The 26049-nt window shown below is 60.9% G+C and carries 33 protein-coding genes and 1 pseudogene; 17 read left to right on the forward strand and 17 right to left on the reverse strand.

Annotated elements, in window-relative coordinates; genetic code table 11:
• The first annotated feature begins 149 nt into the window (after window positions 1–149).
• From HJB91_RS22110 to HJB91_RS22145, 8 genes and pseudogenes are all read left to right on the forward strand, one after another.
• Entirely contained in the window at window positions 150–863 is a 714-nt protein-coding gene (locus HJB91_RS22110; protein ID WP_210631877.1) for a FadR/GntR family transcriptional regulator, read from the forward strand.
• 21 nt (window positions 864–884) lie between these two features.
• Window positions 885–1715 carry an NAD(P)-dependent oxidoreductase gene (locus HJB91_RS22115; RefSeq protein ID WP_221155894.1) on the forward strand — a complete coding sequence of 277 codons (831 nt, stop codon included), beginning with the start codon at window positions 885–887 and terminating at the stop codon, window positions 1713–1715.
• Window positions 1712–2587, forward strand: a complete 876-nt coding sequence (locus HJB91_RS22120) for an SMP-30/gluconolactonase/LRE family protein (RefSeq protein WP_221147406.1) — start codon at window positions 1712–1714, stop codon at window positions 2585–2587. Before HJB91_RS22115 ends, HJB91_RS22120 begins: the two co-directional genes overlap by 4 nt.
• Window positions 2588–2621: 34 nt before the next feature.
• Window positions 2622–3566: a dihydrodipicolinate synthase family protein gene (locus HJB91_RS22125; RefSeq protein WP_210631874.1), complete on the forward strand. Its 945-nt coding sequence runs from the start codon at window positions 2622–2624 to the stop codon at window positions 3564–3566.
• Between the two features lie 45 nt (window positions 3567–3611).
• Window positions 3612–3880: pseudogene (locus HJB91_RS22130) on the forward strand (ABC transporter substrate-binding protein); the annotation flags it as partial.
• Between the two features lie 180 nt (window positions 3881–4060).
• Window positions 4061–5155, forward strand: a complete 1095-nt coding sequence (locus HJB91_RS31160; protein WP_221155944.1) for a hypothetical protein — start codon at window positions 4061–4063, stop codon at window positions 5153–5155.
• Between the two features lie 223 nt (window positions 5156–5378).
• Window positions 5379–6296, forward strand: coding sequence for a DMT family transporter (locus tag HJB91_RS22140; RefSeq protein ID WP_221155895.1), 918 nt, complete (start codon window positions 5379–5381; stop codon window positions 6294–6296).
• Window positions 6297–6842: 546 nt separating this feature from the next.
• On the forward strand, window positions 6843–7658 hold the full coding sequence (locus HJB91_RS22145; RefSeq protein ID WP_259669051.1) for a DUF4105 domain-containing protein: 816 nt from the start codon (window positions 6843–6845) through the stop codon (window positions 7656–7658).
• Between the two features lie 75 nt (window positions 7659–7733).
• Here HJB91_RS22145 and HJB91_RS22150 read toward each other — a convergent pair whose 3' ends face one another.
• Complete coding sequence (locus tag HJB91_RS22150; RefSeq protein WP_221155897.1) at window positions 7734–8984, reverse strand: DUF763 domain-containing protein; 1251 nt, start codon at window positions 8982–8984, stop codon at window positions 7734–7736.
• 108 nt (window positions 8985–9092) lie between these two features.
• Between HJB91_RS22150 and HJB91_RS22155 the strand changes: the two genes are divergently transcribed.
• Window positions 9093–10628 (forward strand): phospholipase D-like domain-containing protein, encoded by a 1536-nt coding sequence (locus HJB91_RS22155; RefSeq protein ID WP_221147401.1) that lies wholly within the window; start codon window positions 9093–9095, stop codon window positions 10626–10628.
• Here the strand turns inward: HJB91_RS22155 and HJB91_RS22160 are convergent.
• A complete protein-coding gene (locus HJB91_RS22160; protein WP_221155898.1) occupies window positions 10575–11534 on the reverse strand; it encodes a lysylphosphatidylglycerol synthase domain-containing protein in 960 nt (319 codons plus the stop codon). The two genes, HJB91_RS22155 and HJB91_RS22160, sit on opposite strands and share 54 nt — an antisense overlap.
• Before the next feature lie 124 nt (window positions 11535–11658).
• On the opposite strand from HJB91_RS22160, the gene HJB91_RS22165 reads away from it, so the two are divergent.
• Both HJB91_RS22165 and HJB91_RS22170 read left to right on the forward strand, forming a co-directional pair.
• Window positions 11659–12387, forward strand: a complete 729-nt coding sequence (locus tag HJB91_RS22165) for an endonuclease/exonuclease/phosphatase family protein (RefSeq protein ID WP_210631868.1) — start codon at window positions 11659–11661, stop codon at window positions 12385–12387.
• Between the two features lie 211 nt (window positions 12388–12598).
• Window positions 12599–15103: a methyl-accepting chemotaxis protein gene (locus tag HJB91_RS22170; protein ID WP_221155899.1), complete on the forward strand. Its 2505-nt coding sequence runs from the start codon at window positions 12599–12601 to the stop codon at window positions 15101–15103.
• A 149-nt stretch (window positions 15104–15252) separates the two neighbouring features.
• Here the strand turns inward: HJB91_RS22170 and HJB91_RS22175 are convergent, their stop codons facing one another.
• The 5 genes from HJB91_RS22175 to HJB91_RS22195 form a co-directional block, all read right to left on the reverse strand.
• Entirely contained in the window at window positions 15253–15504 is a 252-nt protein-coding gene (locus tag HJB91_RS22175; protein ID WP_210631863.1) for a hypothetical protein, read from the reverse strand.
• A gap of 116 nt (window positions 15505–15620) precedes the next feature.
• A complete protein-coding gene (locus HJB91_RS22180; RefSeq protein ID WP_210631862.1) occupies window positions 15621–16133 on the reverse strand; it encodes a hypothetical protein in 513 nt (170 codons plus the stop codon).
• 94 nt (window positions 16134–16227) lie between these two features.
• Window positions 16228–17364 carry an FAD-binding oxidoreductase gene (locus HJB91_RS22185; protein WP_210631861.1) on the reverse strand — a complete coding sequence of 379 codons (1137 nt, stop codon included), beginning with the start codon at window positions 17362–17364 and terminating at the stop codon, window positions 16228–16230.
• Window positions 17365–17428: 64 nt separating this feature from the next.
• Entirely contained in the window at window positions 17429–18967 is a 1539-nt protein-coding gene (locus HJB91_RS31165; RefSeq protein WP_221147397.1) for an amino acid ABC transporter permease/ATP-binding protein, read from the reverse strand.
• Between the two features lie 76 nt (window positions 18968–19043).
• Window positions 19044–19871, reverse strand: a complete 828-nt coding sequence (locus HJB91_RS22195; protein WP_210631859.1) for an ABC transporter substrate-binding protein — start codon at window positions 19869–19871, stop codon at window positions 19044–19046.
• A 178-nt stretch (window positions 19872–20049) separates the two neighbouring features.
• Here HJB91_RS22195 and HJB91_RS22200 point away from each other — a divergent pair, with 178 nt between their 5' ends.
• Window positions 20050–21120 carry a LacI family DNA-binding transcriptional regulator gene (locus HJB91_RS22200; protein ID WP_210631858.1) on the forward strand — a complete coding sequence of 357 codons (1071 nt, stop codon included), beginning with the start codon at window positions 20050–20052 and terminating at the stop codon, window positions 21118–21120.
• Window positions 21121–21151: 31 nt separating this feature from the next.
• On the opposite strand, the gene HJB91_RS22205 is transcribed toward HJB91_RS22200, so the two are convergent.
• From HJB91_RS22205 to HJB91_RS22225, 5 genes are all read right to left on the reverse strand, one after another.
• On the reverse strand, window positions 21152–21415 hold the full coding sequence (locus HJB91_RS22205; protein ID WP_210632202.1) for a hypothetical protein: 264 nt from the start codon (window positions 21413–21415) through the stop codon (window positions 21152–21154).
• Between the two features lie 99 nt (window positions 21416–21514).
• Window positions 21515–21745, reverse strand: coding sequence for a hypothetical protein (locus tag HJB91_RS22210; RefSeq protein WP_221155945.1), 231 nt, complete (start codon window positions 21743–21745; stop codon window positions 21515–21517).
• A gap of 209 nt (window positions 21746–21954) precedes the next feature.
• Window positions 21955–22203: a hypothetical protein gene (locus tag HJB91_RS22215; RefSeq protein ID WP_221155900.1), complete on the reverse strand. Its 249-nt coding sequence runs from the start codon at window positions 22201–22203 to the stop codon at window positions 21955–21957.
• 66 nt (window positions 22204–22269) lie between these two features.
• Window positions 22270–22677, reverse strand: coding sequence for a hypothetical protein (locus HJB91_RS22220; RefSeq protein WP_221102841.1), 408 nt, complete (start codon window positions 22675–22677; stop codon window positions 22270–22272).
• 15 nt (window positions 22678–22692) lie between these two features.
• Window positions 22693–22983 (reverse strand): hypothetical protein, encoded by a 291-nt coding sequence (locus HJB91_RS22225; RefSeq protein WP_210631854.1) that lies wholly within the window; start codon window positions 22981–22983, stop codon window positions 22693–22695.
• Window positions 22984–23269: 286 nt separating this feature from the next.
• Here HJB91_RS22225 and HJB91_RS22230 point away from each other — a divergent pair, with 286 nt between their 5' ends.
• The 5 genes from HJB91_RS22230 to HJB91_RS22250 all read left to right on the forward strand — a co-directional run bounded on the left by HJB91_RS22230 (window position 23270) and on the right by HJB91_RS22250 (window position 24841).
• Complete coding sequence (locus HJB91_RS22230) at window positions 23270–23530, forward strand: DUF982 domain-containing protein (protein WP_221155901.1); 261 nt, start codon at window positions 23270–23272, stop codon at window positions 23528–23530.
• A gap of 200 nt (window positions 23531–23730) precedes the next feature.
• On the forward strand, window positions 23731–23919 hold the full coding sequence (locus HJB91_RS22235; RefSeq protein WP_184491010.1) for a hypothetical protein: 189 nt from the start codon (window positions 23731–23733) through the stop codon (window positions 23917–23919).
• Between the two features lie 207 nt (window positions 23920–24126).
• Window positions 24127–24417, forward strand: a complete 291-nt coding sequence (locus tag HJB91_RS22240) for a hypothetical protein (RefSeq protein ID WP_247241766.1) — start codon at window positions 24127–24129, stop codon at window positions 24415–24417.
• 47 nt (window positions 24418–24464) lie between these two features.
• Entirely contained in the window at window positions 24465–24686 is a 222-nt protein-coding gene (locus tag HJB91_RS22245) for a hypothetical protein (protein ID WP_210631852.1), read from the forward strand.
• A gap of 11 nt (window positions 24687–24697) precedes the next feature.
• The gene (locus tag HJB91_RS22250) at window positions 24698–24841 is read left to right on the forward strand and encodes a hypothetical protein (RefSeq protein ID WP_210631851.1); all 144 of its coding nucleotides are present in this window, start codon (window positions 24698–24700) and stop codon (window positions 24839–24841) included.
• Window positions 24842–24898: 57 nt separating this feature from the next.
• On the opposite strand, the gene HJB91_RS22255 is transcribed toward HJB91_RS22250, so the two are convergent.
• The 5 genes from HJB91_RS22255 to HJB91_RS22275 form a co-directional block, all read right to left on the reverse strand.
• Window positions 24899–25060 carry a hypothetical protein gene (locus tag HJB91_RS22255; protein WP_210631850.1) on the reverse strand — a complete coding sequence of 54 codons (162 nt, stop codon included), beginning with the start codon at window positions 25058–25060 and terminating at the stop codon, window positions 24899–24901.
• Window positions 25061–25143: 83 nt separating this feature from the next.
• Window positions 25144–25332, reverse strand: a complete 189-nt coding sequence (locus tag HJB91_RS22260; RefSeq protein ID WP_210631849.1) for a hypothetical protein — start codon at window positions 25330–25332, stop codon at window positions 25144–25146.
• Between the two features lie 9 nt (window positions 25333–25341).
• Complete coding sequence (locus tag HJB91_RS22265) at window positions 25342–25518, reverse strand: hypothetical protein (protein ID WP_210631848.1); 177 nt, start codon at window positions 25516–25518, stop codon at window positions 25342–25344.
• Between the two features lie 10 nt (window positions 25519–25528).
• Window positions 25529–25744, reverse strand: a complete 216-nt coding sequence (locus tag HJB91_RS22270) for a hypothetical protein (RefSeq protein ID WP_210631847.1) — start codon at window positions 25742–25744, stop codon at window positions 25529–25531.
• Window positions 25745–25847: 103 nt separating this feature from the next.
• Window positions 25848–26048 carry a hypothetical protein gene (locus tag HJB91_RS22275; RefSeq protein ID WP_210631846.1) on the reverse strand — a complete coding sequence of 67 codons (201 nt, stop codon included), beginning with the start codon at window positions 26046–26048 and terminating at the stop codon, window positions 25848–25850.
• Window position 26049 lies beyond the last annotated feature (1 nt).

The raw sequence follows: 26049 nt of genomic DNA on the forward strand, positions 1-26049 counted from the left end.
TGTCAGAAGCTGTATACAGGCCGCATCGCGGCCGGTGACGGCGCGGCGCCATCCCGGCGCATGGTCGAGAAGGCATATCCGGCTTCTGCTCGCCGGGCGAAGAGCCGACGGGGCGAATTTGCCACTTGGCGGGGGAGAAAAGAGCGATAATGACGTTTGCACTTGATGCCGTTTCGAACCGGGGCGCAACGCGCTTCAGCGACATCATCTACGAGAAGATCGTGGGGATGATCGCGGACGGCAATTTCCCTGTCAACGAGCGGCTGCCGTCGGAGACCAGGCTTGCAGCCGATTTCGGCGCATCGAGACCCGTCGTGCGCGAAGCGCTCGAACGCCTGAGAGCCGATGGCCTCGTCGTTTCCCGCAAGGGCTCTGGCTCCTATGTCCGGCAGCGGCCGGATTCGTCGATGCTGAAAATGGTCCCGGTCGGCTCGCTTGCCGATGTCCAGCGGTTCTTCGAATTCCGCGCCGGCCTCGAGGCCGAAGCTGCGGAGCTTGCCGCGCGAAACTGGCAGCCGGCCGACAAGGAGCGGATCACTGAGGCGCTTCTTGCAATCGAACAATGTTTGAGGAACGGCGAACTCGGCGCCGACGAAGACCAGGCCCTGCACGACGCGATCGCGATGGCGACGGGAAATCAGTTTCACATCACCGTGCGTGAATGGTTCAAGCCGCATTTCGCCATCGGCCATTCCGTAACGCGAAGCCTGAGCCTGAAACGGACTCCGGAGCAGATCCGCAGCGTTCAGGACGAGCATGCGGTCATCGTAGAGGCGATCTTCGCACGTCGGGAAATCGAAGCGCACGACGCGATGAAGAGACACATACTGAATGCGCGCGCCCGCATGTTCCAGGGGGTTTGAGCGACAATGGGAGGAAGGACGATGAGACGGATCGCCATAACGGGTGCCGCCGGACGTGTCGGGACGCTGTTGCGCCCGTTCCTCCGGCAGCATGCGGAGCATGTCCGCTTGATCGATATTCGCGAGCCTATGGACCTGGCCGGAAATGAAAGCTTCGTCCGCGCCGATCTGTCGAAGCTCGAAGAGGTAACGGCCGCTTTGCGCGGCGTCGACGGCGTCGTTCATCTCGCCGGCATCGCCAGCGGCGTCGATATAAACGCTATTTTGCAGGCTAATGTCCTCGGCACCTACAATCTCTATGAGGCCGCCCGGATCAACAAGGTCGAGAGGATGGTCTACGCTTCGAGTAACCATGCGACCGGCTTTTATCCCCGCGGCGAGGTCATTTCACCGCTCGATCCCATGCGACCGGACAGCCCCTACGGGCTTTCCAAATGCTGGGGCGAACTGGTGGCGGGACTCTATTACGATACGTCGGGCATTCGCTCCCTATCCATCCGCATCGGCAATGCCGGCACCTATCCCAACAGCGAACGCACGATCGCAATCTGGATCAGCGCCCGGGATCTGGCGCAATTGGTGCGGATCGGCCTCACCCATCCGCAGATCGCCGCGACCGTCGTTTATGGCGTTTCCGATACCGACACGAAATGGTGGGACAACGATCTGGCGACGCGGCTTGGCTACCAGCCGCAGGACCGGCCGCGTGATCACGCCCATATCGAGAACGGCGCGGAAGGGCGGGTCGCCCGCGCATTCCAGGGCGGCGGCTTCTGCGAATACAATCACGATGGCAGCATCCGCATGCGCGATGCCGAAGGCCTCGTCAAAGATCCGGAGACAGTCTCGTGACGGCACCCCGCATCGTTGAGCCGAAGATCCGTCCTGTCCTGCAGCAACCGCTGACGGTCGGTGAATCGCCGGTATGGGACGAGGAGACCGGCGCGCTCTGGCTCGTCGATATCCTGGCGCCGGCGCTCGTCCGGCTCTCGGCCGAAGGCAAAGCCGACCACTTCGACATGCCTTCCGCGATCGGCTGCCTCGGACTATGCCGCGACGGCAGGATCGTCGTCGGACTCCAGACGGGCGTGCATCTCTTCGATCCCGTCTCCCGCCAGCTTGAATTTTTGTGCGATCCCGTGGGACGAGAGATGATCGGCCGCCTCAACGACGGCAAGGTCGGGCCGGACGGCCGCTTCTGGGTCGGCTCGATCAGCGAGGCCAAGCCGCAGGTGAATGATGCGGCGCTCTTCAGTGTCGGCGCCGACGGCAGCACGCGGACCGTCGCAACGGGGCTGACGAGTTCCAACGGCCTTGCCTGGTCGCCGGACGGCCGGCGGATGTATCACTCCGACAGCCGGCAGTGTTTTCTGCAAGCCTTCGATTTCAATCCCGAGACGGGCGAACTCGGCGGGGGACGCCGCCTTCGCAGTTTCACCGAAGAACAAGGCCGGCCGGACGGAGCGACCACCGATCGCGACGGTTTCTACTGGAGCGCCGGCGTCTCCGCCGGCCGCCTGAACAGAATATCGGCCGACGGCGAAATCGTTGAAATCTACATTCTGCCGGTCGCAGCACCGACAATGCCGTGTTTCGGAGGCCCTGATCTCAGCACCCTCTACGTCACGAGCCTGTCGAGCGACCGCACCGGACGTCTCGAGGCGGGGACGGTCATTGCCTTCGATGTCGATGCGGAGGGGCTGCCGCCCTTCCGGTTCGGCTGACGATCACTGGAAGAAGAGCCAACGGGGGAGAAAAATGAGCATCGCGATCATGCGCAAGGCGCTTAGGGGCGTGTCGGGCGTTCCCGTCACGGCTTATGATGCCGGGGGCGAAGTCGAGCCCCGGATTACCGCGAAGGTCTATGCGCGGGTGGCCGCGGCCGGCATTCACAACATCGTCGCGGCCGGCAATACCGGAGAATTTTATGCCCTGACGCCGCAAGAGATCCGGATCGTCCACGAGGCGGCGGTATCGGGTGTGGATAGCCGGGCGCCGGTGACGGCGGCGATCGGCCGGTCGCTGCGCGAAGCGACCGGCATGGCCAGGGATGCGGCCGCGATCGGCGCCTCCGCAGTCATGTCGCATCAGCCGGTCGATCCCTTCGCGGCGCCGTCGGCCCAGATCGATTATTTCTGCAATCTCGCCGATGCATCCACTCTGCCGCTCGTCGCTTACGTCAGGGCCGAGGGTTTCAGCGTCGCCGAGATCGTCCGCCTCGCCAATCACGGCAATATTGCCGGCATCAAGTTCGCCACGACAGATCTGATGCTGCTGGCGAGGGCGATCCCCGCCGCCGATCCCAAAGGCGCGTTGTTCGTGTGCGGCCTGGCGGAGAGCTGGGCGCCGACATTCACCGCGGCCGGCGCGCGCGGCTTCACCTCGGGCCTCGTCAACGTCGCGCCGAAGCTGTCGCTCGCCGTCCATGAAGCGCTTGAGAAGGGCGACTTCGCCGCGGCGAGAGCAATCGTCAACAAGCTCGAACCCTTCGAGCGGATGCGCACCAAGTTCCGCAACGGCGCGAACGTCACCGTCGTCAAAGAGGCCGTCACCTATTCCGGCCTCGATGTCGGCCCGGTACGCGTGCCAGGATTGCCGCGGCTCGACGCGCAGGATCGCGACGAGCTGCATCGGCTGCTTCGAGGCTGGGAGACCGAGGGCGATATCCAAACGGACCGGCAGGACGTGAAGACGGCCGGCTAATTCAAAACATCATTCCCGCAAGCAACAGGATTGGGAGGTCTTGAGATGCTGAAACAGCTACTGACGACGATCGCAATGACAGGCGCGCTGATGGCGGCGCAGCCGAGGCTGGCGGCATCGCCGCCAGCATGCTGTTAATCGGGACGAATCTGACAGGTATCCGCACGCTCGATCCGGCTCAGAACAACGCCCGCACGGTGTCCGAGCTGATCTCGAACCTCCACGACAATCTCGTGGAGCTGTCGCCTGATGACCTCAAGACCCTGAAACCGATGCTGGCGACGAAAACCGTCCCTCGATGGTCCGCCAGCGCACGACCCATGACACCCCCAGTTTTATGTGAAGATGTGCCGGTCTCGCGAGACAACCAGAGTGACATTTGGCCGGCGCACAATGTATCAGTGCGAACATTACTGCGAAGCTGTCACCCGCTTCGATCAAAATTCCTATCCGGCGTATTTCTCAGCTCGAATACTCGAAAGGCGTCCTCCCCCGTGCCTGCGCTCGTTCTTCCCAGCCGCCCTTTATCGCTTACACCTGATGTGATCTCCACGCCGCGGGCTTACTTCTGGGCCACTCCCGTCATCGCGGCACTGGCGGTGTTTATGGTCACTTGGCAAGCGCCCGGCGTCATCAGGGATTTTCAGGTCAGCCAAAATCCGTTGACCCTTGAGAATGGTGACGTCCAAAATGGGAGATGCACGACACGCAAGGTCTTCTTTACGGACTGTGAGGCGCGCCTCGTCTACAGTTACGACGGACGCAACTACGACACGGAAGTCCAAGTGATGTTCGTCGATTTTCATACCGGCGATTATGAAACCGGCGTGGTGATCTCGGCCGACCATCCGGAATTGGCGACAATGAGCCTCGGTCTGGACAAGCTCTGGAACCGGATCATAACCCTCACCGTATTTGCCCTGTTTCTTGGCGGCATGAGCCTTGGAACACTGTTCCAGGCGTTGCGGATCTGGCGTGTTAAACGGCAGCTGCGCCAACCGGCGTTCTTGGATACCATACCGGTGGAAATTGCTGCGTTTGATCGCAAGCGCAACATTCTTTCCGTTACCTACAATGACAAGATCGCCAACGATCGGACTGGTCGATCAGCCTACACCCAGATGAAGGGAGGTCAGGAGCCTTTGATTGTGGGGGAGGCAAACGGCAAAGCCGTGGGCTTGGCGGTCCGGCATGGCAGGACAGCGCTGCCAGTGCTTCTGGATGATCGTCTGCAACGTATCGAGCTGACGGATGACGAGCGAAAGTTTGCGCTTGCGCCATTCGCACAGCACGGCGATGGACAGACTGTGCCGGTCTTGATCGGCAAGCGCGGGAAAACAATGTCGGTCGGCGCGCGGCTGCGGCTGTTTTTTGGCACCCTCCTCTTGATCCTCGCCGGCTTCATCGGTTTCTGGCTTTGGTACGTGACCAGTGCCAGCACACCTTTCCAGTCGCCGGGGATGGATATCAACAACCTCATGCCGACGCCGTTGAACAAATGGGGATGCCTTCAATTGCGGAAACGGTTCGGTCAGGATCGCGCCCCGTTCGGATGCGTTGCGGACGACTATACAAGCTGGAAATACTGAAGGCGGTCAGATCTCCGCGTTTACGCTCAACTCGACGGAAGTGACGAAGCCGAGAAAAAACAGCGCGCCGTCGGGCTTGCGCCAGGGCACAGTCGCTCACCCTGTCACCCATGTGAAATTCAACGCAGGTGTTTCAAACGGATGGTTGACATCGGCCGCGTTAAGGCCGAAGCCGCACGCACTCGGCCGTGCATGCGCGGCCGTTTTTGCGAGGATATGAGGAATGAAGACGAAGGCGGCCGTCGCCAATGCCGGAAACCTGATCATGACGGGCGTCGTGCTGATGCTGCTCGGCGATCTGCTGTTTGCGTTGAACGATGCGATGGGCAAGTGGCTGGTGACGAGCTTTGCCGTCGGTCAGGTGTTGGTGATCCGTTCGGTCGGCGCTTTCATCCTGCTCGGGCCGATGATCCTGCGGCAGGGACCGATGGCGCTCTTCCGCGTCGAGCAGAAGGGCTTGCAGTTCATGCGGGTCGTCATGGCGACCGGCGATGTCGCACTGTTCTACGCCGCCGTCGCCTATCTGCCGCTCGCCGATGTCATGACCTTCTACATGGCCGGACCGATCTACATTGCGGCGCTCTCGCATTTCTTTCTCGGGGAAAAGATCGGCTGGCGCCGCTGGCTCGCCGTTCTGGTCGGTTTTGCCGGCGTCGTCATCGCGTTGCGTCCGTCGACGGCAATGCTGTCGCTTCCCTCCCTCTTCGGCCTCGCTGGCAGTTTGGCCTTTGCCCTATCGTTGGTGATGAGCCGCTATCTCCGCTCGACCAGCGACACCACGCTCGTGACATGGCAGACGGTTGCGGCGCTTGCCACCGGCATCGCACTCAGCATAGGCCACTGGCAGCCGGCAACACCCATCGACTGGTCAGGCATGCTGCTGCTCGGCATCGTCGCCACCTGCGCGCATCTGCTGATCACCCGCTCGCTGAAGCTCGCGCCAGCATCGCTGCTGGCGCCGCTGCAATATACGCTGCTGCTCTGGGCAATCGTGCTGGGCTATATCTTCTTCAACGATATTCCCGATATGCAGATCGTCGTCGGCGCCGCAATCATCGTCTTTGCCGGCCTGTTCATCTTCCACCGGAAGAACCTGAAGGAGACGGTGCCGGCGGAGGCCGTCCCCCCGGACGGCCATTGACGAACCGCATCGGCATTCAGGAATGCGTCTTGCCCGTAAGGATCTACTCTTGCTGGCGCTGCTCCGAATGGCACGGACATATCGCCCGGATATATTCGACTGTCGTTTGCTCGTAAGACTCTTGGCTTTGTCCGATGCGGACTGGACAAGCGTCCTCAGTTCAAGACAAATTGTTCGCCATCCCCTCGTCACGGGAGCCGCGTCTCCGGATAAATACGCCTTCTCGGCCCTCGTCACATGACTGGGACACCGAAATCATCGATTGACCTTCAACAAGGATAGGAAGGCGTCATGAGTTTCAACAACAGCCAAAGTGCGTCAAGATATTCAGGCCGCGGACGGCGGCAAGCGCCCCTGCTCGTTCGGATATTTTATCGGGCTGCAAAGGCTGTCTTCTGTCTAGCGTTTCTGCTGGCGACCATATGGGCCTCTCTCGCGCTATTCTATCGTCTGCCCGTTTCCGTGCTGGTCCGAGAGGTCGCAGCAGGAGTCCTCGCGTTGGTCGGTGTTGCCGCGGCAGTTTCCATAATCTGGAAGCCACGCCCCATGGTTGTCCTTCCGTTCGTCCTATGTTTTGCAGGCATCGCCGTTTGGTGGACCTCAATAAAGCCGCCAGTGACGGCCGACTGGGCGGGAGACGTCGCCAGGCAGGTGACAGGCACGGTCGACGGCAACATCCTCACGCTGACCAATGTCAGAAATTTCGCCTGGAAAACGGATGGCGGTTTTGTGGAGAAATGGGAGTCGCGCACCTACGACCTGAACAAGCTCAGGAGCCTCGATTTGTTCATGTCCTATTGGTCAGGGCCTGAGATGGCGCACATGATCCTGAGTTTCGGGTTCGATGACTACCAATACCTGGCATGGTCGATCGAGGTGCGGAGGACGGCCGGGGGTAAATTCTCTCCGATCGGCGACCTCTTCAAAAGCAATCCCCTCGTCATTATCGCGGCCACCGAAAGCGACGTCATTCTTGTCCGATCCAACATACGCGGCGAGGACGTTCAGCTTTTTCGCATGCGCGTTCCGCCGGCCAATGCCGCTCGGCTTCTCCTGCAATATGTGAGCGATGCGAACACGCTCGCCGAACACCCGCGCTTCTACAACTCGCTCACCACCAACTGCACCACGACTGCCGCTAAAATGATGCGGGCCGTCGGCGCTACATTTCCGTTTGATTGGCGGCTGATCGTGAACGGTTACCTTCCGGAATTCGCCTATGACCGGAAAGCGCTCGATATGAAGCTGCCTTTTGAGGAATTGAAAGCGGCGGCGCGTATCACCGCACGGGCAAAGGGTGCCGCCGCCTCCGAGGAATTTTCGAAAGAGATCCGCGAGGGTGTGCCTTCACCGGGCGATTGAACAGCGCATCGGCCTGAAACTCCGAATCGATGGCACGATGCCGCCCGAAATGGCTGACACATTCGCCGTCATGGCCTAATCCTCATCCCCGGGCGGCGGCTCCCAGCCGAAGACGCTGCGGCCGCCGAAATCGGCGGATTGGCGGAATTCGCCGGCGATGATCTCCTTGAGATCGGGACCCGTGACATAGCGTTCCATCTGCCGGGATTGATCGTCCAGGCGCTTCAGCGCCTGCAGTTCCTCCTCGCGCCCGAGCCTGCCCTTGCGCACCGCCGATTTCATCACGTCGATCGTTTCGTCATAGACCTTGAGCGGCACCGGGAAGGGATGTCGATCCTTGCCGCCGTGGGCGATGGAGAAGCGTGCCGGGTCAGAAAAACGGCAGGGCGCGCCGTGTATCACTTCCGCCACCATCGCCAGCGCCTTCACCGTGCGGGCGCCGACACCTGGAACGAGGAGCAACTCCTGAAAGTCCACCGGTCCGCGGTCCGCCGCAGCCGCCATATTTCCATGCAGGCGCCGCATGTGGACATCGCTCTCGCGGACATCATGATGAGTGGGCATGACCAAATGCGGCAGCATCGGCTGTTCGGCAGGTTCGAGCGCCGGCTCCTCCGCACGCATCAGCGCGGCCGCCTCACGGATGATCCTGTCGGGGCCGAGCGTTGCCAAGAGGTCGAGCTGACCACGCCGTGAGCGCTCGGCGCGTTTATCGGCGAGATTGACAATTTCGCCCTGACTTCTGCCTTCAATTGCCGCATGCGGCGAGTCGACGAAACTTTCGAGTCCTTCGGAGAGCCAGTGATAACGCCGGGCCTGCCGCCGGTCGCCATTCATGCCCTGCTGCACCACTACCCAATGACCGTCATCGGCGACGATGAAGCCGTGCAGATAGAGGTCGAAGCCGTCCTGCAGCGCGGCGCTGTCGACCTTGGCGATGAGCCGGCTCGTCGTCGCCAGCCCCTCCCCGTCGAGGCCGACGCGCTCGCCGATCGAGACCAGCTCTTGCGGGGTCTTGCGCGAATGCGCGCCTCGGCCGCCGCAGACATGCAGGCCGAGCTCGCCGGCGCGCGGCTTCAGCCCGCGCTTCAACGCACCGAGAACACTTGTCGTAATGCCGGAGGAATGCCAATCCATGCCCATGACCGCGCCGAAGGACTGGAACCAGAAAGGGTGGGCAAGCCGGCGCAGAAATTCGTCGCGGCCGTAGTGATGAACGATCGCCTCGGTGATCAGCGTTCCCAACCGGGTCATCCTGTCGCCGAGCCAATGCGGCACACGTCCCCCGTGAAGGGGAAGATCGGCGCTGCCTGCCCGCTGTGACATCTCGTTTCCTATATCCTCGCTGTTCGACCCGCTGTGCGGCGACGGCCGGGATCGGGAACCCGGTGAATTTCCAGGCGTTTGTTTTCAGTCAAAACGGCCGAGGCAAACATGACCGCATTCGAAACCATTTCCGATCAACCTTACCTGACCCGAACAAAAGCGCAACATCGGGGAGGCGAAAAAGAGGGGAGTGCGGCATTTCGGCTCCAGGGACGCGCGGAAAAAGCCGCCTTTCTAATCAACGGCAACAAATATTTTGCCGAAGTTTCAAGGGCGTTGCGGCAGGCCCGCCGCAATGTGTGGATCATCGGATGGGACTTCCATCCCAATATTCGATTGGAGCCCGAGAAGTCGGACGAAACCTTGGCGGACCTGCTGCACGCACTGGCGGCGGAAAATCCCGAACTCGAAATACGCATTCTTATTTGGGCGCTCGGGCCGATCTACTCGGACAAATCGATAGATCTACTTCGGAAGAAGAATTTCCCCAAGAATGCCAGGATCGATCTGCGTTTCGATCTTCAGGACGCGTTGCGCGGCTGTCATCATCAGAAACTCGTCTGCATCGACGACGCGGTCGCCTTCATCGGCGGTATAGACATGACGTCGCGGCGATGGGATACCAGGCGCCATCACGCCAAGGACAAGCTGCGGCGCGACCCCGACGGTGCCCCCTACGATCCGCTGCACGACGTGCAGGCGATGGTTACGGGCGATGCCGCCCGGCTGATCGGCGATATCGCCAGGCGGCGCTGGGAAAACGCCACCGGCGAAAAGCATCTGCCACTTGCCGGCAGCCTGTCCTTCGCCTGGCCAGACGATCTCTCGATATCGCTGCAAGACATCCCGGTCGGTTTCGCCCTCACGGAGCCGGAAACCACCTGGCGCACCGGTATCGGCGACGGCATCGCATCGACCCTGGAGATCATCGCCCGAGCGCGGCGTCAACTCTATATCGAGGCGCAATATCTCGCCTCCTTCCGCGTCGCCGACGCCATTGCCGCACGGTTGCAGGAGGAGGACGGGCCCGAGGTGGTCGTCATCTGCACGCGCAGTTCTCACGGGCTGATCGAAAAGCTCGTCATGGGCAGCAATCGCGACCGTGTCATCCGCCGCCTCAAACGCGCCGATCGCGCCAACCGCCTGCGGGTCTGTTACCCCGTCGTGCCCGGGCCGAAAGTGCCAGGGCCTGAGGCGCCCGGGCAGTCGGCGCAGGCAGACAGCGAGGTCGAGGTGCTCATCCATTCGAAATTGATAATCGCCGACGACGAACTGGTCCGCATCGGCTCTTCCAATCTCAACAATCGCTCGGAAGGGCTTGATTCAGAATGCGATCTGCTGTTCGAGGCTGAAACCGGCGAGCATCGCCGCGCGATCGCGGAGCTGTACAATCGGCTTCTCGCGGAATATCTCGGAGCCGCTCCCGAGGCTTTCGCGGCTGCCTACGCGCAACGCGGTTCGATGATCGAGGCGATAGACGCGCTGAACCAGGGGGCTCGCGGCCTCAGGGAATTTGCCGTCGAACTGTCAGGCAAAGTCTCGCCGATCACAGGTACGGCGATCGTCGACCCCAGCCGGCCCTTTCTGCTCCTACACCGACTGGGCCTCGGCGCGCTCCTCCGCCTGTTCGCCCGCACTGCGTGACCGCCGGAAGATGAATTCGCTGACGAGGAGAAGTGTCGTGCCCAGCGTCAGCGGGATGAAGAAATAAGCGCAGCGGAAAGCGATCAGCGCGCCGATCGAGGCCTGCTGCGGCACGGCGTAGGAGACGGTCGCCTCCAGCACGCCGAGGCCGCCGGGGACATGGGTTGCCAGGATCGCCGAATTGGCGAGCACGTAAGCCGTGACGGAGCGGAAGAAGGCAACGTCGCCGAAGGTCGCGAGCATCTGGTGCAGGCAGGCGGACACCAGCATGAAGTTGATCGTCCCAACGCCTACCTGCGCCACCGCGATCGGAAAGCGCGGCAGTTGAAACGACCACCGCCACAGCCGCAGCTTGCCGCGGATGAAGAACGCCAACCCCGCGTAGACGGCCGGCACGGTCAGAGCCAGCAGCCCGAACACCCGGGTGCTTGCCGCATCGAGACGCAGCAGACGTGCCGCGTCAGCGGGATTGACGATCAGGGCAAGGCCGCCGAGCGTGATGAGGCCGAGCCCCACTGTGACACCGCAGAACAGGATGATCTTCGCCACGTCCTCCGTCGTCAGTCCCCAGCGGGAATAATAACGATAGCGGAAGGCGCCGCTACTCAGACCTGCAAAGCCAATATTGTGACCGAGCGAAAGGCTGATGAATGAGGCGAGCAAGACCCTCCGGTAAGACAGGGATTTGCCAAGGGAACGGATCGCCAGCAGGTCGAAACAGCTGAGGCATAGATACGATGCCGCCGCGAAGAGCAACGCGGTGGCGAAGGTCGCAAACGGTATGCCGCGGACCGATTGGACGATCTGCTCCAGGCTGTACTGGCGGAAAATCCGATAGAGAAGAAAGCCCGCGACGCAAAGGGCGGCAACGAGCAGTCCATTCCAGATTATGGTTTTCAGATTCATCGATTGTCCGTTTCCGAAGTGCGAGCCCCACGGCTCGATCATTTGGAACGATCAAAAGAGTTCTGTGTTCCCCTGGGGGAGAACGAGTCCCGTCTCTCGAGGGGAGATCAGCTTCAGCGGACCTATGCCGGATAGATCGATCAAACTCCTAACTTATAACGTTCACAGCTGCATCGGCAACGACCGGAAGCTCGACCCCGGGCGGATCGCTTCGGTCATCGCCGAGGCTGAAGCCGACATTGTCGCCCTGCAGGAGGTCGACGTCCTCAGGCGCAGGACCGGCGGCGTCGACCAGGCCCATGCAATCGCTTCCCTTCTAAAGATGCAGGCTCATTTTCACCCTGCGCTGTCGATTGCCGAGGAGCAATATGGCGATGCAATCATCACCGCGTTGCCAACCGGCGCGGTCAAGGCCGGTCCGCTGCCCTCCATCGGCGAAGCGAGGGGCGCATTGTCCGTCGAAATATTGCTCGGCGACAGGAAGTTGCTCGTGGTCAATACTCATCTCGGCCTTCGAGGGCGCGAGCGCATTCGGCAGATGACGACGCTCTTGAATTCCGGCTGGCTGCGCGGTCCGTCGGACGAACCGGTTCCAAGCATTCTCTGCGGCGATTTCAACGCCATTCCGTCATCGGCGACTTACCGGCTTGCCGCGCGCTCATTGACCGACGCCCAGCTCGCAGGCAGCGATGCGCCGAGAGCGACCTTCCCCTCCCGCTATCCGCTGATGCGTCTCGACCACATCTTCGTCACCGAAGACCTGGTCGTCCAACGGGCAATAGTGCTCCAAAGCCGGCTGACGAGGGTCGCCTCCGACCACCTCCCTCTTCTTGCAGAAATCAGTTTCGCCTGATCATTCGCCAGCGGCGGTGGAGTCTCCGGCAGAAAACGGCATTCAACGTTCACCCATAGCGACATTGAAACGAATATTTCACGAGTTAGGCGTTATGAAATATTCATTCCGCGATCCCATAGGTGTCGGGACGGAGACGGATAGAGTCGATTCGAGCGGATCGGGACCTTCACTCGAGATCGGCTGTTTCCTGCAGGGGTGGAGGGGTTTGATGCTGGGAAGGCTGTTATCGCGGGTTCGCATCCAGACGCAGGTGATGCTGTTCATCATTCCGTTCATCTTGAGCATCATGGCCGTGGGCGCGACGGGTTTTTATGCATCGAGTCTGCTTCAGGGGCGGATGGATATTTCCAACTCCGTCCTGCAATCCTTGAGCGGCTTTCGCAATCTGTCGGCGGCAATGGCCGAGTTCCTCGCCAATGCCACGCAGGAAAACCGGGAGGCCGTCAACGCCAGGCTTGCCGACCAGCGCAGCCTTCTGAAATCCGGCATCGAGCGGCTCAGCGCAGATCATAGTGGTCAGCAGGAACTGGAGCAGGTGCTCTCTTCCATTGACGGAATTGCAGCCCGCATGGATTTGCTGTGGCAGCTTCAGGAGAGCAGGGCAGCGCTGCTCACCGATCTTCAGAAAGCCCAGAGCGTCGTCGTATCGTCTCAGACAGATATTGTCGAAGGGACCAAGGCTCTCCAGCGTACCGCCGACCTGCAGGAAGATGAATCCCGCAACACCCTCGCCGACGCACAGCGTATTTCGGACTTCGCGTCCTTCGCCCAATTGCTGAACGACAAGGCCCAGGCCGCAGGCACGATTGCCAGGCCGGATATGGAGCAACTCGCCCGGCAGCAGCGCATCGTGGGAATGGCCCTTGGCGGCGAAGCGCCGGATGCCAAAAAGGCGATCGACGACGCCGTCGCTTCCCTGAAGCCGCTCGTCGAAACCTCTGGCCAGACCGATGAACGCGCAGCCGCGCTTAGCGATAAAACTGGCCAGATCGTCGGCAGCCTGCCCGAATTGCGGGTGGTCGCCACACGGCGGCTGAAGGCCGTGACCGACAAGGCGGCCGAGACAGCCAAAATGGTCGAGCGCGCCAAGACCAGTCAGAGAGATGGTCAGAAGCTGACGACCTCGGCTTACGTGATCCAGATCGTCCTGGCGAAGCTGGCGCTGGCCCCGACGGACGCCAATCTCCAGCGGCTTTCGCAGGAGATCACCGCCGTCAGAAAAGGTCTGGACATGCTGGTTTCCAATGCCGGCGGCGTTACACAATTCGACAATCTCAAACCGAAGCTTCTGCCGGCGCTGGACAAGATGCAGAAATCCGCTGCCGACCTCGTCCGCATCAGCGCGCAGCGCCAGGACGAATTCCGTGCCGCCGCCGCCGATGTGGATCGGATGTGGTCCCAGCTGACGGCTTTCGCCGAAATGCAGCGGCAGAACGCGGCCGACGAACGCGATGACGCCAACTCCATGTCGCTTGGAACAACGATCCTCGGCGTGGTGATCGCAATTCTCGCCGGCATCGGTCTGACTGTGACGCTTAAAGGGCCGATCAATCAGATCACCTCGGCAATGCGGCGACTGGCGGACGGCAGGCTGGAAACGTCGATCGTCGGCGAAAGCCGCGCCGATGAAATCGGCGACATGGCTCGTGCGCTTGGTGTCTTCAAGAACAATGCGATCGCCAAGGTCGAGATTGAGGAGCGCAGCGAGATCGAACGGACGAGGGCCGAGGAGGAAAGGCACCGTAATGATGAGGAGAAACGCGCTGTCGAGCAGCAGATCGATTTTGCTGTGACGGCACTGGCCGAGGGGCTCGGGCGCCTGGCGCGAGGCGACATCTCCCAGACGATCGCGACGCCGTTCTTCGGCCGGCTGGAGCAACTTCGTAACGATTTCAATTCGTCGCTGCTTCGTCTGCAGGAAACGATTGACCAGATTCGCACCAACACGCGGATGATCGAGGGCAATGCCGGTCAGATGGATCTGTCCGCCAGCAACCTCGCGAAGCGCACGGAACAGCAGGCCGTAGGGCTCGAAGAGATCGCCGCCGCCATCGAGGAGATTACAACGACGGTTCGCTCATCAGCGGCCTGCGCCGACGATGCCCGTGAGATTATCACGGATACCAAGAAGACCGCCGATTCTTCATCCGAGGTGGTAGCCAGCGCCATCGAGGCGATGAGCAAGATAGAGGCGGCTTCCAACGAGATCGTGCAGATCATCGGCGTTATCGATGACATCGCCTTTCAGACGAACCTGCTCGCGCTCAATGCCGGCATCGAAGCGGCCCGCGCCGGCGAGGCCGGCAAAGGTTTTGCGGTCGTGGCTCAGGAAGTCCGCGATCTCGCCCAGCGCTCAGCGGAGGCCGGCCAACGGATCCAGCAACTCATCGGACGTTCGCGAGCCGAGATCACCAACGGCGCGCGGGTCGTTCGCGAAACGAGTGAGGTCCTTGAAAGCATTTCCGCAAAAGTGGTCACCGCATCCGAGCAGATGGATGTCATCGCCCGCTCGAGCCGGGAGCAGTACAACGCGCTGCACGAGGTCAATTCTTCCGTCAACAGGATGGACCAGATGACGCAGCAGAATGCCGCCATGGTCGAGGAAACCAGCGCGGCGACGAAGGAACTTGCCGATGAGACCAGAACGCTCCTGCAGCTGATCGACCAGTTCCAGCTGGATCAAACGGAGGCACGCCGGGTTGCCGCTGCATAGAGCATGTCGCGCAAAAGTGTGCAGCGGTTTTGCAATAACGACATGCGTAAGCACAAGGACGCAAAGCGCGGCAGACGAATCCGAAAGATCGCGACGCGCTTTAGGCCCATCCCATCCTACCCTCGCGATGGTCACGACGCGCGGGTGCGTCAGTGATGGCTGTAGAGCGGCGGCGCCACCTCTTCGTCGGCCAGCTCCGGGTAGAGGTACCTGCGCGTGCGGGCGAGTGCCTCCGCCTCCCGGCGGTTCCGCTCCAGCAGCGCGGCAGTAACATCCTTGTACGGTTCGCCCTCCGATAGGGCGACGCGGACAGTTCCGCCCTGCGAGAGGAAGTCGCAGAACGACCGTACCGAGCGAAGACGCGTGGTAATCTCGACGTAGCGATCGTCATGTCCAGCCATGTTCGCCTCCGTTTAAAGCGGTAGGATGTTACGAACACTTCGGCGAGATGATGGCGTCCCTTCATGATTAAGGAACCGGCGCGCGATCTCACGCAGAACCATCTGTGCCTGCCACATCACCGCCGAGCGAGCTTTCTGTTCATCGCCGCGACGGCCAGGGGGAGCGCCGTTGTCGCCACAGTTCCCCAAGGCAGGCGCTTCAAACCCCTGGTGATGACGAAGGCACCCGCCATCGCGCCGGCGAGCTTCAGCCAGGGCTGATCGCCAAGCTGGGCATGGGCGCTGGAATCAGCCCACCGGAGGTTTTCGGTGACAACGGTCGCGGCCTGGCGTCTGATTCCATGAAGACGAGCCTGCAGAATTTCGAGTTCCCACCTCAATTCCTGCAGCCGGCTTTCCAGGATGTGTTCCCCGGAGGTCCGCACCGGTTCTCCCACGTGATCTTCGGTCGGAGCGGACACATCTCTGCCCAATGTGGCAAAGTAGGCGCGGTATTCGGCCTCGCTCGCGAAGCCCTCACGCCGAATGAGATCCGGATTGATGGCTGGTTCCTCTCCATTCGGCATTGAAGCGGCGGCATCGCCTCGGTTATTTTCGGCGCCGAAGGCGGCGGCCTGATCCTTGAACATGTTGCGTCTCCCATTGGTTCCTTTCGGCAGAACGCTCGATGGCTCTAAATGATCCGCGCGCCGATGAGGCTGGCAGCCACCCATATCGCGGACGTCACCGGCACGATGCGCTGAAGCGCTCAGGGCGAAACGCCGCCAGCAGCGGATGGCGGCGGCCCGTGGCGATCTCATCCGCCAACAGCTCGCCGGCAATCAGGCCAAGGGTGGCGCCGCTATGACTAAAGGCGACGAAGTAACCCGGGATCGAGGACAGCTCGCCGAAAACAGGCTCGCCATCGCCAGGAATAGGTTTCGGACCGACCCCATAATCTTCGATCTCAAGGACCGGATTGCCTTCGAGGACTTTCGACGCTTCCCGCAGCAGTCCCTGCAGCGTCGATTGCCTGACATTGTAGCTGCCGTCGGGGTTGACGCCTACCTCTTCCTCCGACCAGGCGGAATCGAGTGCGAAGCCCCCATTGGACATCGGTCGAATGGCAACACGCGGCGTGTTGAGCACGGCCTTCAGCGGGTGGCGGATCGGCTTTGTCCTGACGAGAAGGGCGACAGGCGTTGCATCCTCGATCTGTTGGCCGGCCTCCGCAACGATTGCGGGAACCTCGCTGCCTGCAGCGAGCAGCACGGCGTCGGCGTCGTGGCGCGTGCCGTCCGGTGTGACCACGCAGCTGGCACGCCCGTTGCTGACATCGACCGCCGCGCGTCCGGCATCCGTGATGATCTCGCCGCCCAGCGCTTGGAATTCTTCCGAAAGCCTACCAATCAGGGATGGAAGATCGACCCACCCCTCCCCCGGATTGAAGATAGCGCCTTGCGGCGTCACAGCGCTTGGGTCGACGCCGGGCGTTACCGCAGCGATCTTCTCCGGGGTGAGCCATTGTGCGTGATAGCCGAGGTCACGTTCATAGTCGAAGACTTCGGCGATCTCGTTGCTCGCGTCGTCCGCGTCCCAGGTCAGGCCGCCGTCGAAGCGCAACCACGGCGCATCGGGATATCGAGCAGCCAGCGTACGATAGCGGTCAATGCCTGCCAGACGCAGCCGGTGATAGGCATCGGAGCGCTTTCGCGCCGAGTTCAGCCAGGCGAGCGACCGGCCGGAAGCCCCGTTGGCAAGGGGGCCGTCATTGATGAGCATGGTATCAACCCCGAGCCGGGCCAGATGGAGCGCGGTCGAGACGCCGAAAATCCCGCCGCCGATGACAACGACCTTCGAAGGTTTGGTGGAAGCATTCATGTCGGGTACCCTGTTCCTGCTCTTGCTTGATCGAACCGAATTTGCACGCCTTACGGCTGGCGCCTCAGAGAACTTCCGCAAGGAAGCGCTTCAGCCGTTCGCTTCGCGGATTGTCAAAGATCTGCTGCGGCGAGCCGGCTTCGACGATACGGCCCTCATCCATGAAGACCACCTGGTCGGCGACGCGGCGGGCAAACCCCATCTCATGCGTCACGACTGCCATCGTCATGCCCTGACGACCGAGCCTCGCCATCAGGTCGAGCACGCCCTTCACCAATTCAGGGTCAAGCGCGCTCGTCACCTCGTCAAACAGGATGATCTCCGGATCCATGGCCAATGCCCGCGCGATCGCGACGCGCTGCTGCTGCCCGCCGGAGAGGCCTGCCGGCCGGTGATCCCGGCGCGCGGCAAGACCGACATCGGCCAGGCGCGCCTCGGCGACGCGCCGCGCCTCCTGCCTCGGCATCTTCTTGATCTTCGTCAGTGCAAGCATGACGTTTTCGAAAGCGGTGTGGTCGGGAAAGAGGTTGAAGTGCTGGAACACCATGCCGACCCGACGACGGAGCTTTTCCGGCTTCATGGCCAGGATGCTTTCGCCGTCGAGCCGTATGTCGCCACCCTTCGGTTCGACGAGCCTGTTCATGCAACGCAGCAGCGTCGATTTTCCCGAGCCGGAAGGGCCGATGATGCAAGTGACGGTTCCGGCGGCGATATCGAGATCGACACCCTTGAGTACCTCGAGCTCTCCGTAAGCCATACTCACATCTCGGATTTCAAGCGTCCCGCCCTTGAAATGCTGATTATCGCAGCTCGCGACGCCGGTGATGGAGTGGGGGCCCACCGCCGCCGCAAGCTCGGTCACCTCGACCAATCCACTCCCGGGACCGGGACCCCGCCCCTGTTTTCCCAATCGCAGCCTCGCATCGATGTAATTGACGAAGTGGGTCAGCGGCACGGTGATCACGAGGTAGAAAACACCTGCCAGGAGCAGTGGCGACAGGTTGCCGGTTACGACCGCGTGGTCTTGCCCGACGCGGAAAATCTCCCGCTCTGAGGCGAGCAATCCGAGGAAATAAACAAGGCTCGAATCCTTGACGTTGCCGATGAACTGATTGACCAGCGCCGGCAGCACGCGCCGCACACCCTGCGGAATGACGATCAGGCGCATGCCTTGCCCATAGCTCATGCTGAGCGCCCGGCAGGCTTCCATCTGGCCGCGCTCGACGCTTTGGATGCCCGATCGAAAAATTTCGCCGATGTAGGCGCCGGCAATCAGGCTGAGCGCCAGTATTCCGAGCGGGAATGGCGACGGGCCGAAGATATCCCGTCCGATCCGGGCAAAGCCCTGGCCGATGATCAGGATCGTAACGATGGCCGGCAGCCCGCGAAAGATATCGGTATAGATGCGCGCCGGCAGCCGCAGCCAGCGAGACTGAGAGATGCCCATCACGGCAAGAACCATGCCGATGACGACGCCGAGCACGGTCGATGCCGCGGCAAGGATCAGAGTATTTTTCAGGCCGACACTGATCATGCTCGGCAGCACGTCCGCCATCGCGCTCCAATCGAGGAAGCTGCGGCGCAGATTGTCTATCCAGTTCATCGTGATCCCCGTGAGGCCTTGTCGGGCATGCAGCCGCCGAGACTAGGCCGTCCGCCTCGGCGGACGGCCTGGCGCCTCATTTCTTCGGCAGATATTGGTCCGGCATCGGTGAGCCGGGGAACCACTTCTCATAGAGCGTCTTCCAGGTGCCGTCCTGCATCGCGTCGTGAAGGGCACTGTTCAGCGCCGTGCGGAAGGCGTCGTTTCCCTTCCTGATCACGAAGCCCGCCGGCGCATCGAAGGATGGAATGTTGACGGCGACCTTCAGCGCAGGATAGCGTTCGCCATATTGTTTGGCCGCCTCGTAGTCGAGGAAATGCGCATCGATCGTGCCGTTGTTGAGCGCGGCGACGGCGGAATTGTTGTCAGGAAATTTAACGAGATCGGTCTCACCGAAATTCTTGGCGGCGTAGACTTCCTGCAAGGTTCCCTGCACGACACCAAGCCGCTTGCCCTTCAGCCCGGCCGCGTCCTTGATGGCACCGTCCGACGTCAGCACAGAGAGATAACCGGCGAGATAGCCGTCGGAGAAGTCGACGGTCTTCTTGCGGGCTTCGGTGGTTCCGATCGCGGCGACGGCAACGTCGAACCGCTCGTTCGCCACCGATGGCAGGAGGGCGGAAAATTCCTGGCCGGTGAATGTCACCTTGTCTTTCTGAAAGCCGAGCCTAGACACGACGTTGAGAAACAGTTCGATGTCGAAACCGGTGAACTGGCCGTCCGCGGTCGCAAACGTATAGGGCTTGGCATCGCCCATCGTGCCAACGCTGATAACGCCAGGCTCGATCAGATTGTAGGGATTGTCGGCCGCTGCTGCGAAACCCACTCCCATCGCCAGAAAGCAAGCCGTGAGGCCGGCTTGCAGAGGCGCAATGACTGCCGGAAGTGATTCAAAAAGTTTCATGTTCGTTCTCCGCTCCGGAAGGAATGCTCTTGTCGGCATTAGCTGTTTATCCGTTGCCGCCGTTTTGCGGCAACACTTTCTGCAAGGAAACCGGTCTCTATCTAAAAGAGACCGGTCTCACAGCCATTTTGATAACTGTCAATTGACCGCCCGTCAATAACTCTTGTAGTGCTGCGGCATGGAAAATTCCGCTGGTCCGAAACGTTCAGTTACTGTCGCCGACGTCGCGAAGGCGGCACGGGTGTCGAAAGCGACGGCCGCCCGCGTGCTCGGCGGCTACGGTGTCGTTAGCGGTAAGATAAAGGATCAGGTCCTGGCGGCGGCGGCCGCACTCGAATACCGGCCGAACGAACTTGCGCGCAGCATGAGCACCGGCCGGTCCGGCATCATCGGGATCGTCGTCGGCGATATCGAAAACGCCTTCTTCAGTCTGGCGGTACGCGGCATCAGCGATGCGGCTCGGCTCGCCGGCTTCAACGTGATCATTTCCAATTCGGGCGAGAAGCTCGAAGCGGAGAAATCAGCCGTCGACCTCCTGATCGGCAAGCGTGTTGATGGCTTGATCGTGACGCCCGCTCGCTGCGACAGCGTCGACCATCTCCGGCACGTCGGCCGCGCCGGTATGCCGCTGGTCCTCTTCGACCGGAGCATCCCGGAACTCGATGTCGACGCCGTGACCGGCGATGATCGCGAGGCTGCCATCGCCGCCGCCCGGTTTATGGTCGAGGCAGGACATCGACATCTCGCTTACGTTTCGGCCATGGACGCCGAGGACGGCGGACCCACCGATGTCGCCCGCATATCGAATTCTGCCGTGCGTGAACGCGTGGAGGGCTTCGTGAGCGTCCTGACAGAGGCAGGCTTGCCCAACCCCCTTCACTATGTGCGGCTCGGCGCGACGGACCAACCGCAGACGGACGCCGTGATCAGACGCCTGCTCTCGGATTCATCACCGCCAACGGCAATCCTCGCATCAGACAGCCTGGTGGGGCTGCGCGTCTTCAAGTCGCTGCAATCACTCGGCCTCTCAATTCCCGACGACATCTCGATGATTTCCTTCCTGGATGCCGATTGGACAAGCGTTACCGTTCCCCCGATCACAGTCGTTGACCAGCGCGTATACGAGATGGGCAAACTCGCCGGCGAGCGGCTCGTCGCCCGCATCGAACAGATCCCCCTAGCCGTTGAACGGCTGCGGGTCAGCACGAGCCTCGTCATACGCAGCTCGGTCGCAAGGATTGGCCGGTGAGATGCGTCCTGAGCCGGATGTGAGCGACGTCCTAATCGAAAAGCTCACCATGGCCGATCTGCTCCCGCTTGCCCGGCACGTCGCTAATCACGGGATCTTCCGCAGGATCGGGATCTTTTTTATTGGCCTCGGTCAAAAACCGCGCCGCCTCAAGGAATGCGACCGAGATTTCTTCGGTTGCCCATCCGGCTTGATTGGCGGCTGCAATCAGCTCCTCCAAAGCGTCGCGCGCAGCAGCGCTCGCTTCTTCGAACCGCTGAGCGGGAGCCTCGGCTTTTGGCGGTGGAAAGGTCATCGGCGTTCCCTTCATGTCTGACTACCCAGGATGAACGCAGCTCCACTGAAATGGATGCACCACCAACACGATTTAGCGGTGGATGCTCGACTTTCTCGATCAGATGACCGTCCGCAAAAGAAACGGGGAACGCTCCAGCGGACGCTGGGCGAGGATCTTTAGCATCGCCGGACCCTGTATGCCGGTTGTCGTGCGCGAGCGGCCGTCGTGATAGACGACCGTCATAACATGACTGCGAATATCATAGCGTATCTGAGCGATCGTCCGGGTGTGAACCGGAAATACGAATTCGTCGGGCTCGGATATTTGCCCGGATGTTTCCAAAGTCATCGCGATGCCCCAACGATCACAGCGCCCCTGTTCCTCGTCCCCCGTTTCATGCATCCGGTGCCGGAAATCATAAGCGCTAAGCGGCCCAATCAAGCATATATTGCTTCCATGGTCGCGTGACATCGGCGTGACATGCAGTTACGCCTTAGAAAATTCCTTGGAAAACAGTAATTTATGGAAAACGACAGGGAGCCTGTGAAGTCACGCAATCAGTGCAATGTCGTCTGCAGCGCATGGACACGAGCGGCCTGCGGCCAGCGTTCGCTCCTGCGCGCGAGCGACCGGACGGCCTCCTCCACCGCAAGAACCGCGTCCCTCAGCAGCTCGATCTCATAATCGAGTTCATATCGCTCGCCCTCAGCAAGATCATGCCTGTCAAACAGCCGTCTCGCCGCTTCGATCAAGCGCTCCGCGCGCCGGACAATATCGAGAGCGCTTCGTATAAGGACGTCGAGCATGCATTTTCCCTCCTTGCCTGACAGAGAGTCGGGCAGAATCGGAATGCTGGCAATCCTAAAATCTTGTCAGATCCGCTCGCGCATCCTGTCGTAGAAATCCCTGAGATCTCGTAGGGCTGAGGACTCACGATGGCGTGGTGGGGAGAGCTGACGTGAGGCAAACGTCAACAAACCCGCGACAGCAGCCATGAGGGCAAACGTTGAGAGCGGATAATGCTTCACCAGAGCCTCGGTCTCGCGGACTGCGTTTCGGGCGCCGCCCTTCGCAGAACGCCCGGCACTGATGACCTGTTGCTGTAGCCTATCAACCTGTTGCCGCAGAGCGCCCAATTCAGTGCGCAAATCTTGCTCGGCCTGGCGGGGGACCCCGACAGAGGCGGTGTTGATATCGATGATCGCTTTCGGAACAGGCTCGCCGATCTTGGCTCCCTCGGTGTCGAGCGTCGTCCCAACATTGTTCTTACGGCGCGGCATGATCAGGTCTCCTTCCTAGTCGTCGTCGAGCGAAAAAACCGGTCGGTAGTGGCGCTGGGAAATCAGTAAGCTGCGGTCCGGCTGGATAATATAGATCTCCTCGACTTGCCGCCCCCATTGATCCGTGAAGCTGTGCGGGAACGATGAACCGACCGGCGATTTCGTCAGCTTTGTGCGCGGCTGCCCCTGATAGGTGATGCTGCCCGGAATAGGCTCAAGTCCCGCCGATGTGTAGCTGCCTGCGCTGGTGGTGCAACCCGTCAGCGCGATGGCCAGAACCAGCCCAAGCACAATGCTCCGCCTCATCGTATCCTCCGGCTGCTTCGGCATTCGCCTGTCGCACAAATAACAAGGCGAGGCAGACATTGTTCCAGTACTCGGTGGCGGCAGGCAGGAGTTCCTTTTTCGAACAGGAACAACCGTGCCATGGCGTAGTTCGACCGGCAAAGGAGATGCCATATGGACCATGAAGCACCGATCCGACCAAGGCTCCCGGCCAGGGCCCGCCATGCGTTTGTTCACCCGGGCCAGTACCGGACGTTCCAGGACAGCGGCAGGGGCCACCGTCCGAAAGACCATTCTGGATCATATCATGGCTGACGTCATCGAGGTCGATTTCCACCTGGTTTGGCAATATCCAGTTTTCATCCGCACCGCCGAGAGCGAGCAGCAGCGCATAGAAGGTCCGGACGCGGCACTCGACATCCTGAATCATCGCTGGACCAACGTTCGGGGCGGCGGTTATTTCGAAGCGAAGCGGCGCTGCGTCGATGCGCTTCGCCGACGCGGAAGCGCCGAACTGGCGCGCCAACGTTTCATCCAGGCCGCCATTGCCGCGGGTGTCCTTGCCTGAGGCAAAGGAGGCTCGGCACGCCGCTCGAAATAGCTGGTCCGTGCGCTAACGCACCGAAGAAACAAGCCGCTTGGTATCAAACAGGACGGGCATTATCTTGATTAAGTGAAGGCGACAAGCGGCAATCGTGGTGGGCGTTCATGGCGATTTTCTACAGACCGATACTACCGCAGGATTTCAGATGTCTTTCGAAGGCTGTCATGAGCTGGTATCGCCATTTCGGCGTCTCGGTGAGCGAACACGACAGCCAGATCCTGTGCAGCGCCGCCATTCAGCTCTTCAATGACGGCAAGACGGATGTCGACGACCTCGCAGCAGGATTGATCGAGATGTTTCCCGCCCCGGATCTGCTCAAGATCAACGCTCCGACCTCGCAGTCGATCCACTAACGTCTATTCTCCCTTTGCTGCGACGAGACCGGAGCTCCCGCACTGCCGGAGATCCCGCCATCGCGAACTGTGCCACCTAATCTGGGAACAGGGTGCGCTTTACCGCGTTTCCAACGTTCAAAAGGGAGCTGTACTATGGCCAAGACAAAGATTCCGAAGAGGATTGCAGGATACAAGGTACCTAAAGGCATCCGGAAGAATTCTATAGTGAAAACATTACTGGCGAGCTCGACAGGCCGCGATATCTTGGGAAAGGCGCTGATCGCCGGGGCCGGCGCTGCAGCGGCCGTGCTCGTGGAGGATAGCGACGACATTGCCGGCGCCGCAAAATCGGGTGGGCGCAAGGGCGCCAAGACCCTTGGGCTAGTCGGCCGAGCCTTTCACAGCGCAACCGATGCGGCCGTCGGCGTCGTGCGTGACGCCGCCAGTTCGGCGCTCCCGAAGAAAGTCCGGAAACAGGCCGAAGAAAACCCTCGGAAGGGCGTCGCCGTACATTAGATTCGACGCCGCCCCGAAAGCGTTCGAAGCGAAAGCTGGAATCTCTCTTGCGCAAACGCGCTAATAAAGGCGTCCTGTCTCAGGCCAAGGCGGCTGCAGCCGCCAAAGTGCTGGGCAAGCTTGTGCGCAAGCACCCTCTTATCGCCGCTGAACTGGCGCTGGCGGGAACGGCCAGAGGTATCGCGGTCGCGGCCGAGGAAGTGAAGCAGCGCATTCTGCCTCGTCATGATGTCGAGGAAATCGAAGACGACGGTTCGGGGAACAGCTGATCAAGGCGGTGATGAAATCGCATCCGCAGGCCACCAAGAAAGAGATCGTTCGAGCCGCCTTCCATGCTCTTATCGCCCATGCCGGCAGCGAGCCTGAAAAGGCCGGCATCCTCCAGGACTTCGCGATCACCCAGCGCTCCAACGAAGAAGAATGAACCTGCGGAGCCAAAGATACGGCACCCCAAGTATTGATGGCCCGTTGTAACGGACAGCTAAAGCTCGTCGCTGCGACGCTTTACGGCGTGTTTCACAGCCAGCAAATGTCGGCGCCGCTCGATCATGTAGTCAGCATAACCAACGCAGATGTAAAGCAATGTCGGGCCGGCGTAGATGATGAGGAGAGCCAGTGCAACAAGGATGAATGCGGTCGTCATGGTCTGTTTTCCGTCATGTTGATCATGTGAAGCGGTGGACCTGCGACGTTGGCCGATCAGGGTTCCGCCGCCAGGTCTGTCCCTCACTTCTCTCTTGCGTCGTGGGTGTGGTGGCGATCATGCTCGCCGCCGCCGCCGGAAACCTTGCTTCGCGTGCGTCTATCCGGCTCGGCTGCCGGCTTCGGTACCTCGAGCGGCGCCTTGGCGTTTTCGTGGGATGCGCCTGGGCCGCCCTGGCGGATAGTTGACGGGCTCTTCTGCGAGGTAGACATCGATGCCTCCTACCTGTCCTGCTGGTAACCCTGATGGGTAGTGTTGACTTTGGTGTTTCCTTGTTGACCCTTCTTCTCAGGGTTTTCGTTGCCGCTTGCGGTATCCTCCGCCTCGGTCCGCGCCGGCTTGCCGGCTCCCTTGTTGCTGACGTTTTTGGCGGGAATGGGGGGCAATCTGCTGCTCATCACCTTTTCCTCACTTAGGATTCCGATTGGAGCTGTGATCCGCGTATTGCTCAGTTTGGATCGTCTTGCCGTCGAGGCCGCGCTCCTTGGAATGCTGCGTCTTGTCGCGGTTCGAGAGGACCATGTTTTCGGGAAGCTGTTCCCGGTCGAGATCGGTCATCGCGCCGCCGCCGTCGCCCTTTCCCTTCGTGCCAGCACCAATATGTTTCCGGTCGGCATGTGCCATGATTTTCTCCTTCGGTTTATCGAGTCAAACACTCCAGGCCCGCCGAGGTTCCGGGCTCGAATTCAAATCGCCTGCCCGCGTCGAGCTGGTAAGGTGACGCATCCTATGACTTGTCCAGATGCCGGTGCAGTTCGTCCTTGGGAATGAAAATGTCGGTGCTGCCCGGCTCGTGATCAGGATGCGATACCTTCACATCGAGATCGTCAGGAAGCGACAATGCCTGCTTGGCGTTCATGATGCCCAACGGCACCCGGCCTTCCTCGGTCTCTACCGCGACCTCGACAAGTGGTTTTCTGGCTTTCATC

Origin of the sequence: Rhizobium sp. NLR10b, assembly GCF_019685435.1 — a bacterium.
Taxonomy (GTDB): domain Bacteria; phylum Pseudomonadota; class Alphaproteobacteria; order Rhizobiales; family Rhizobiaceae; genus Rhizobium.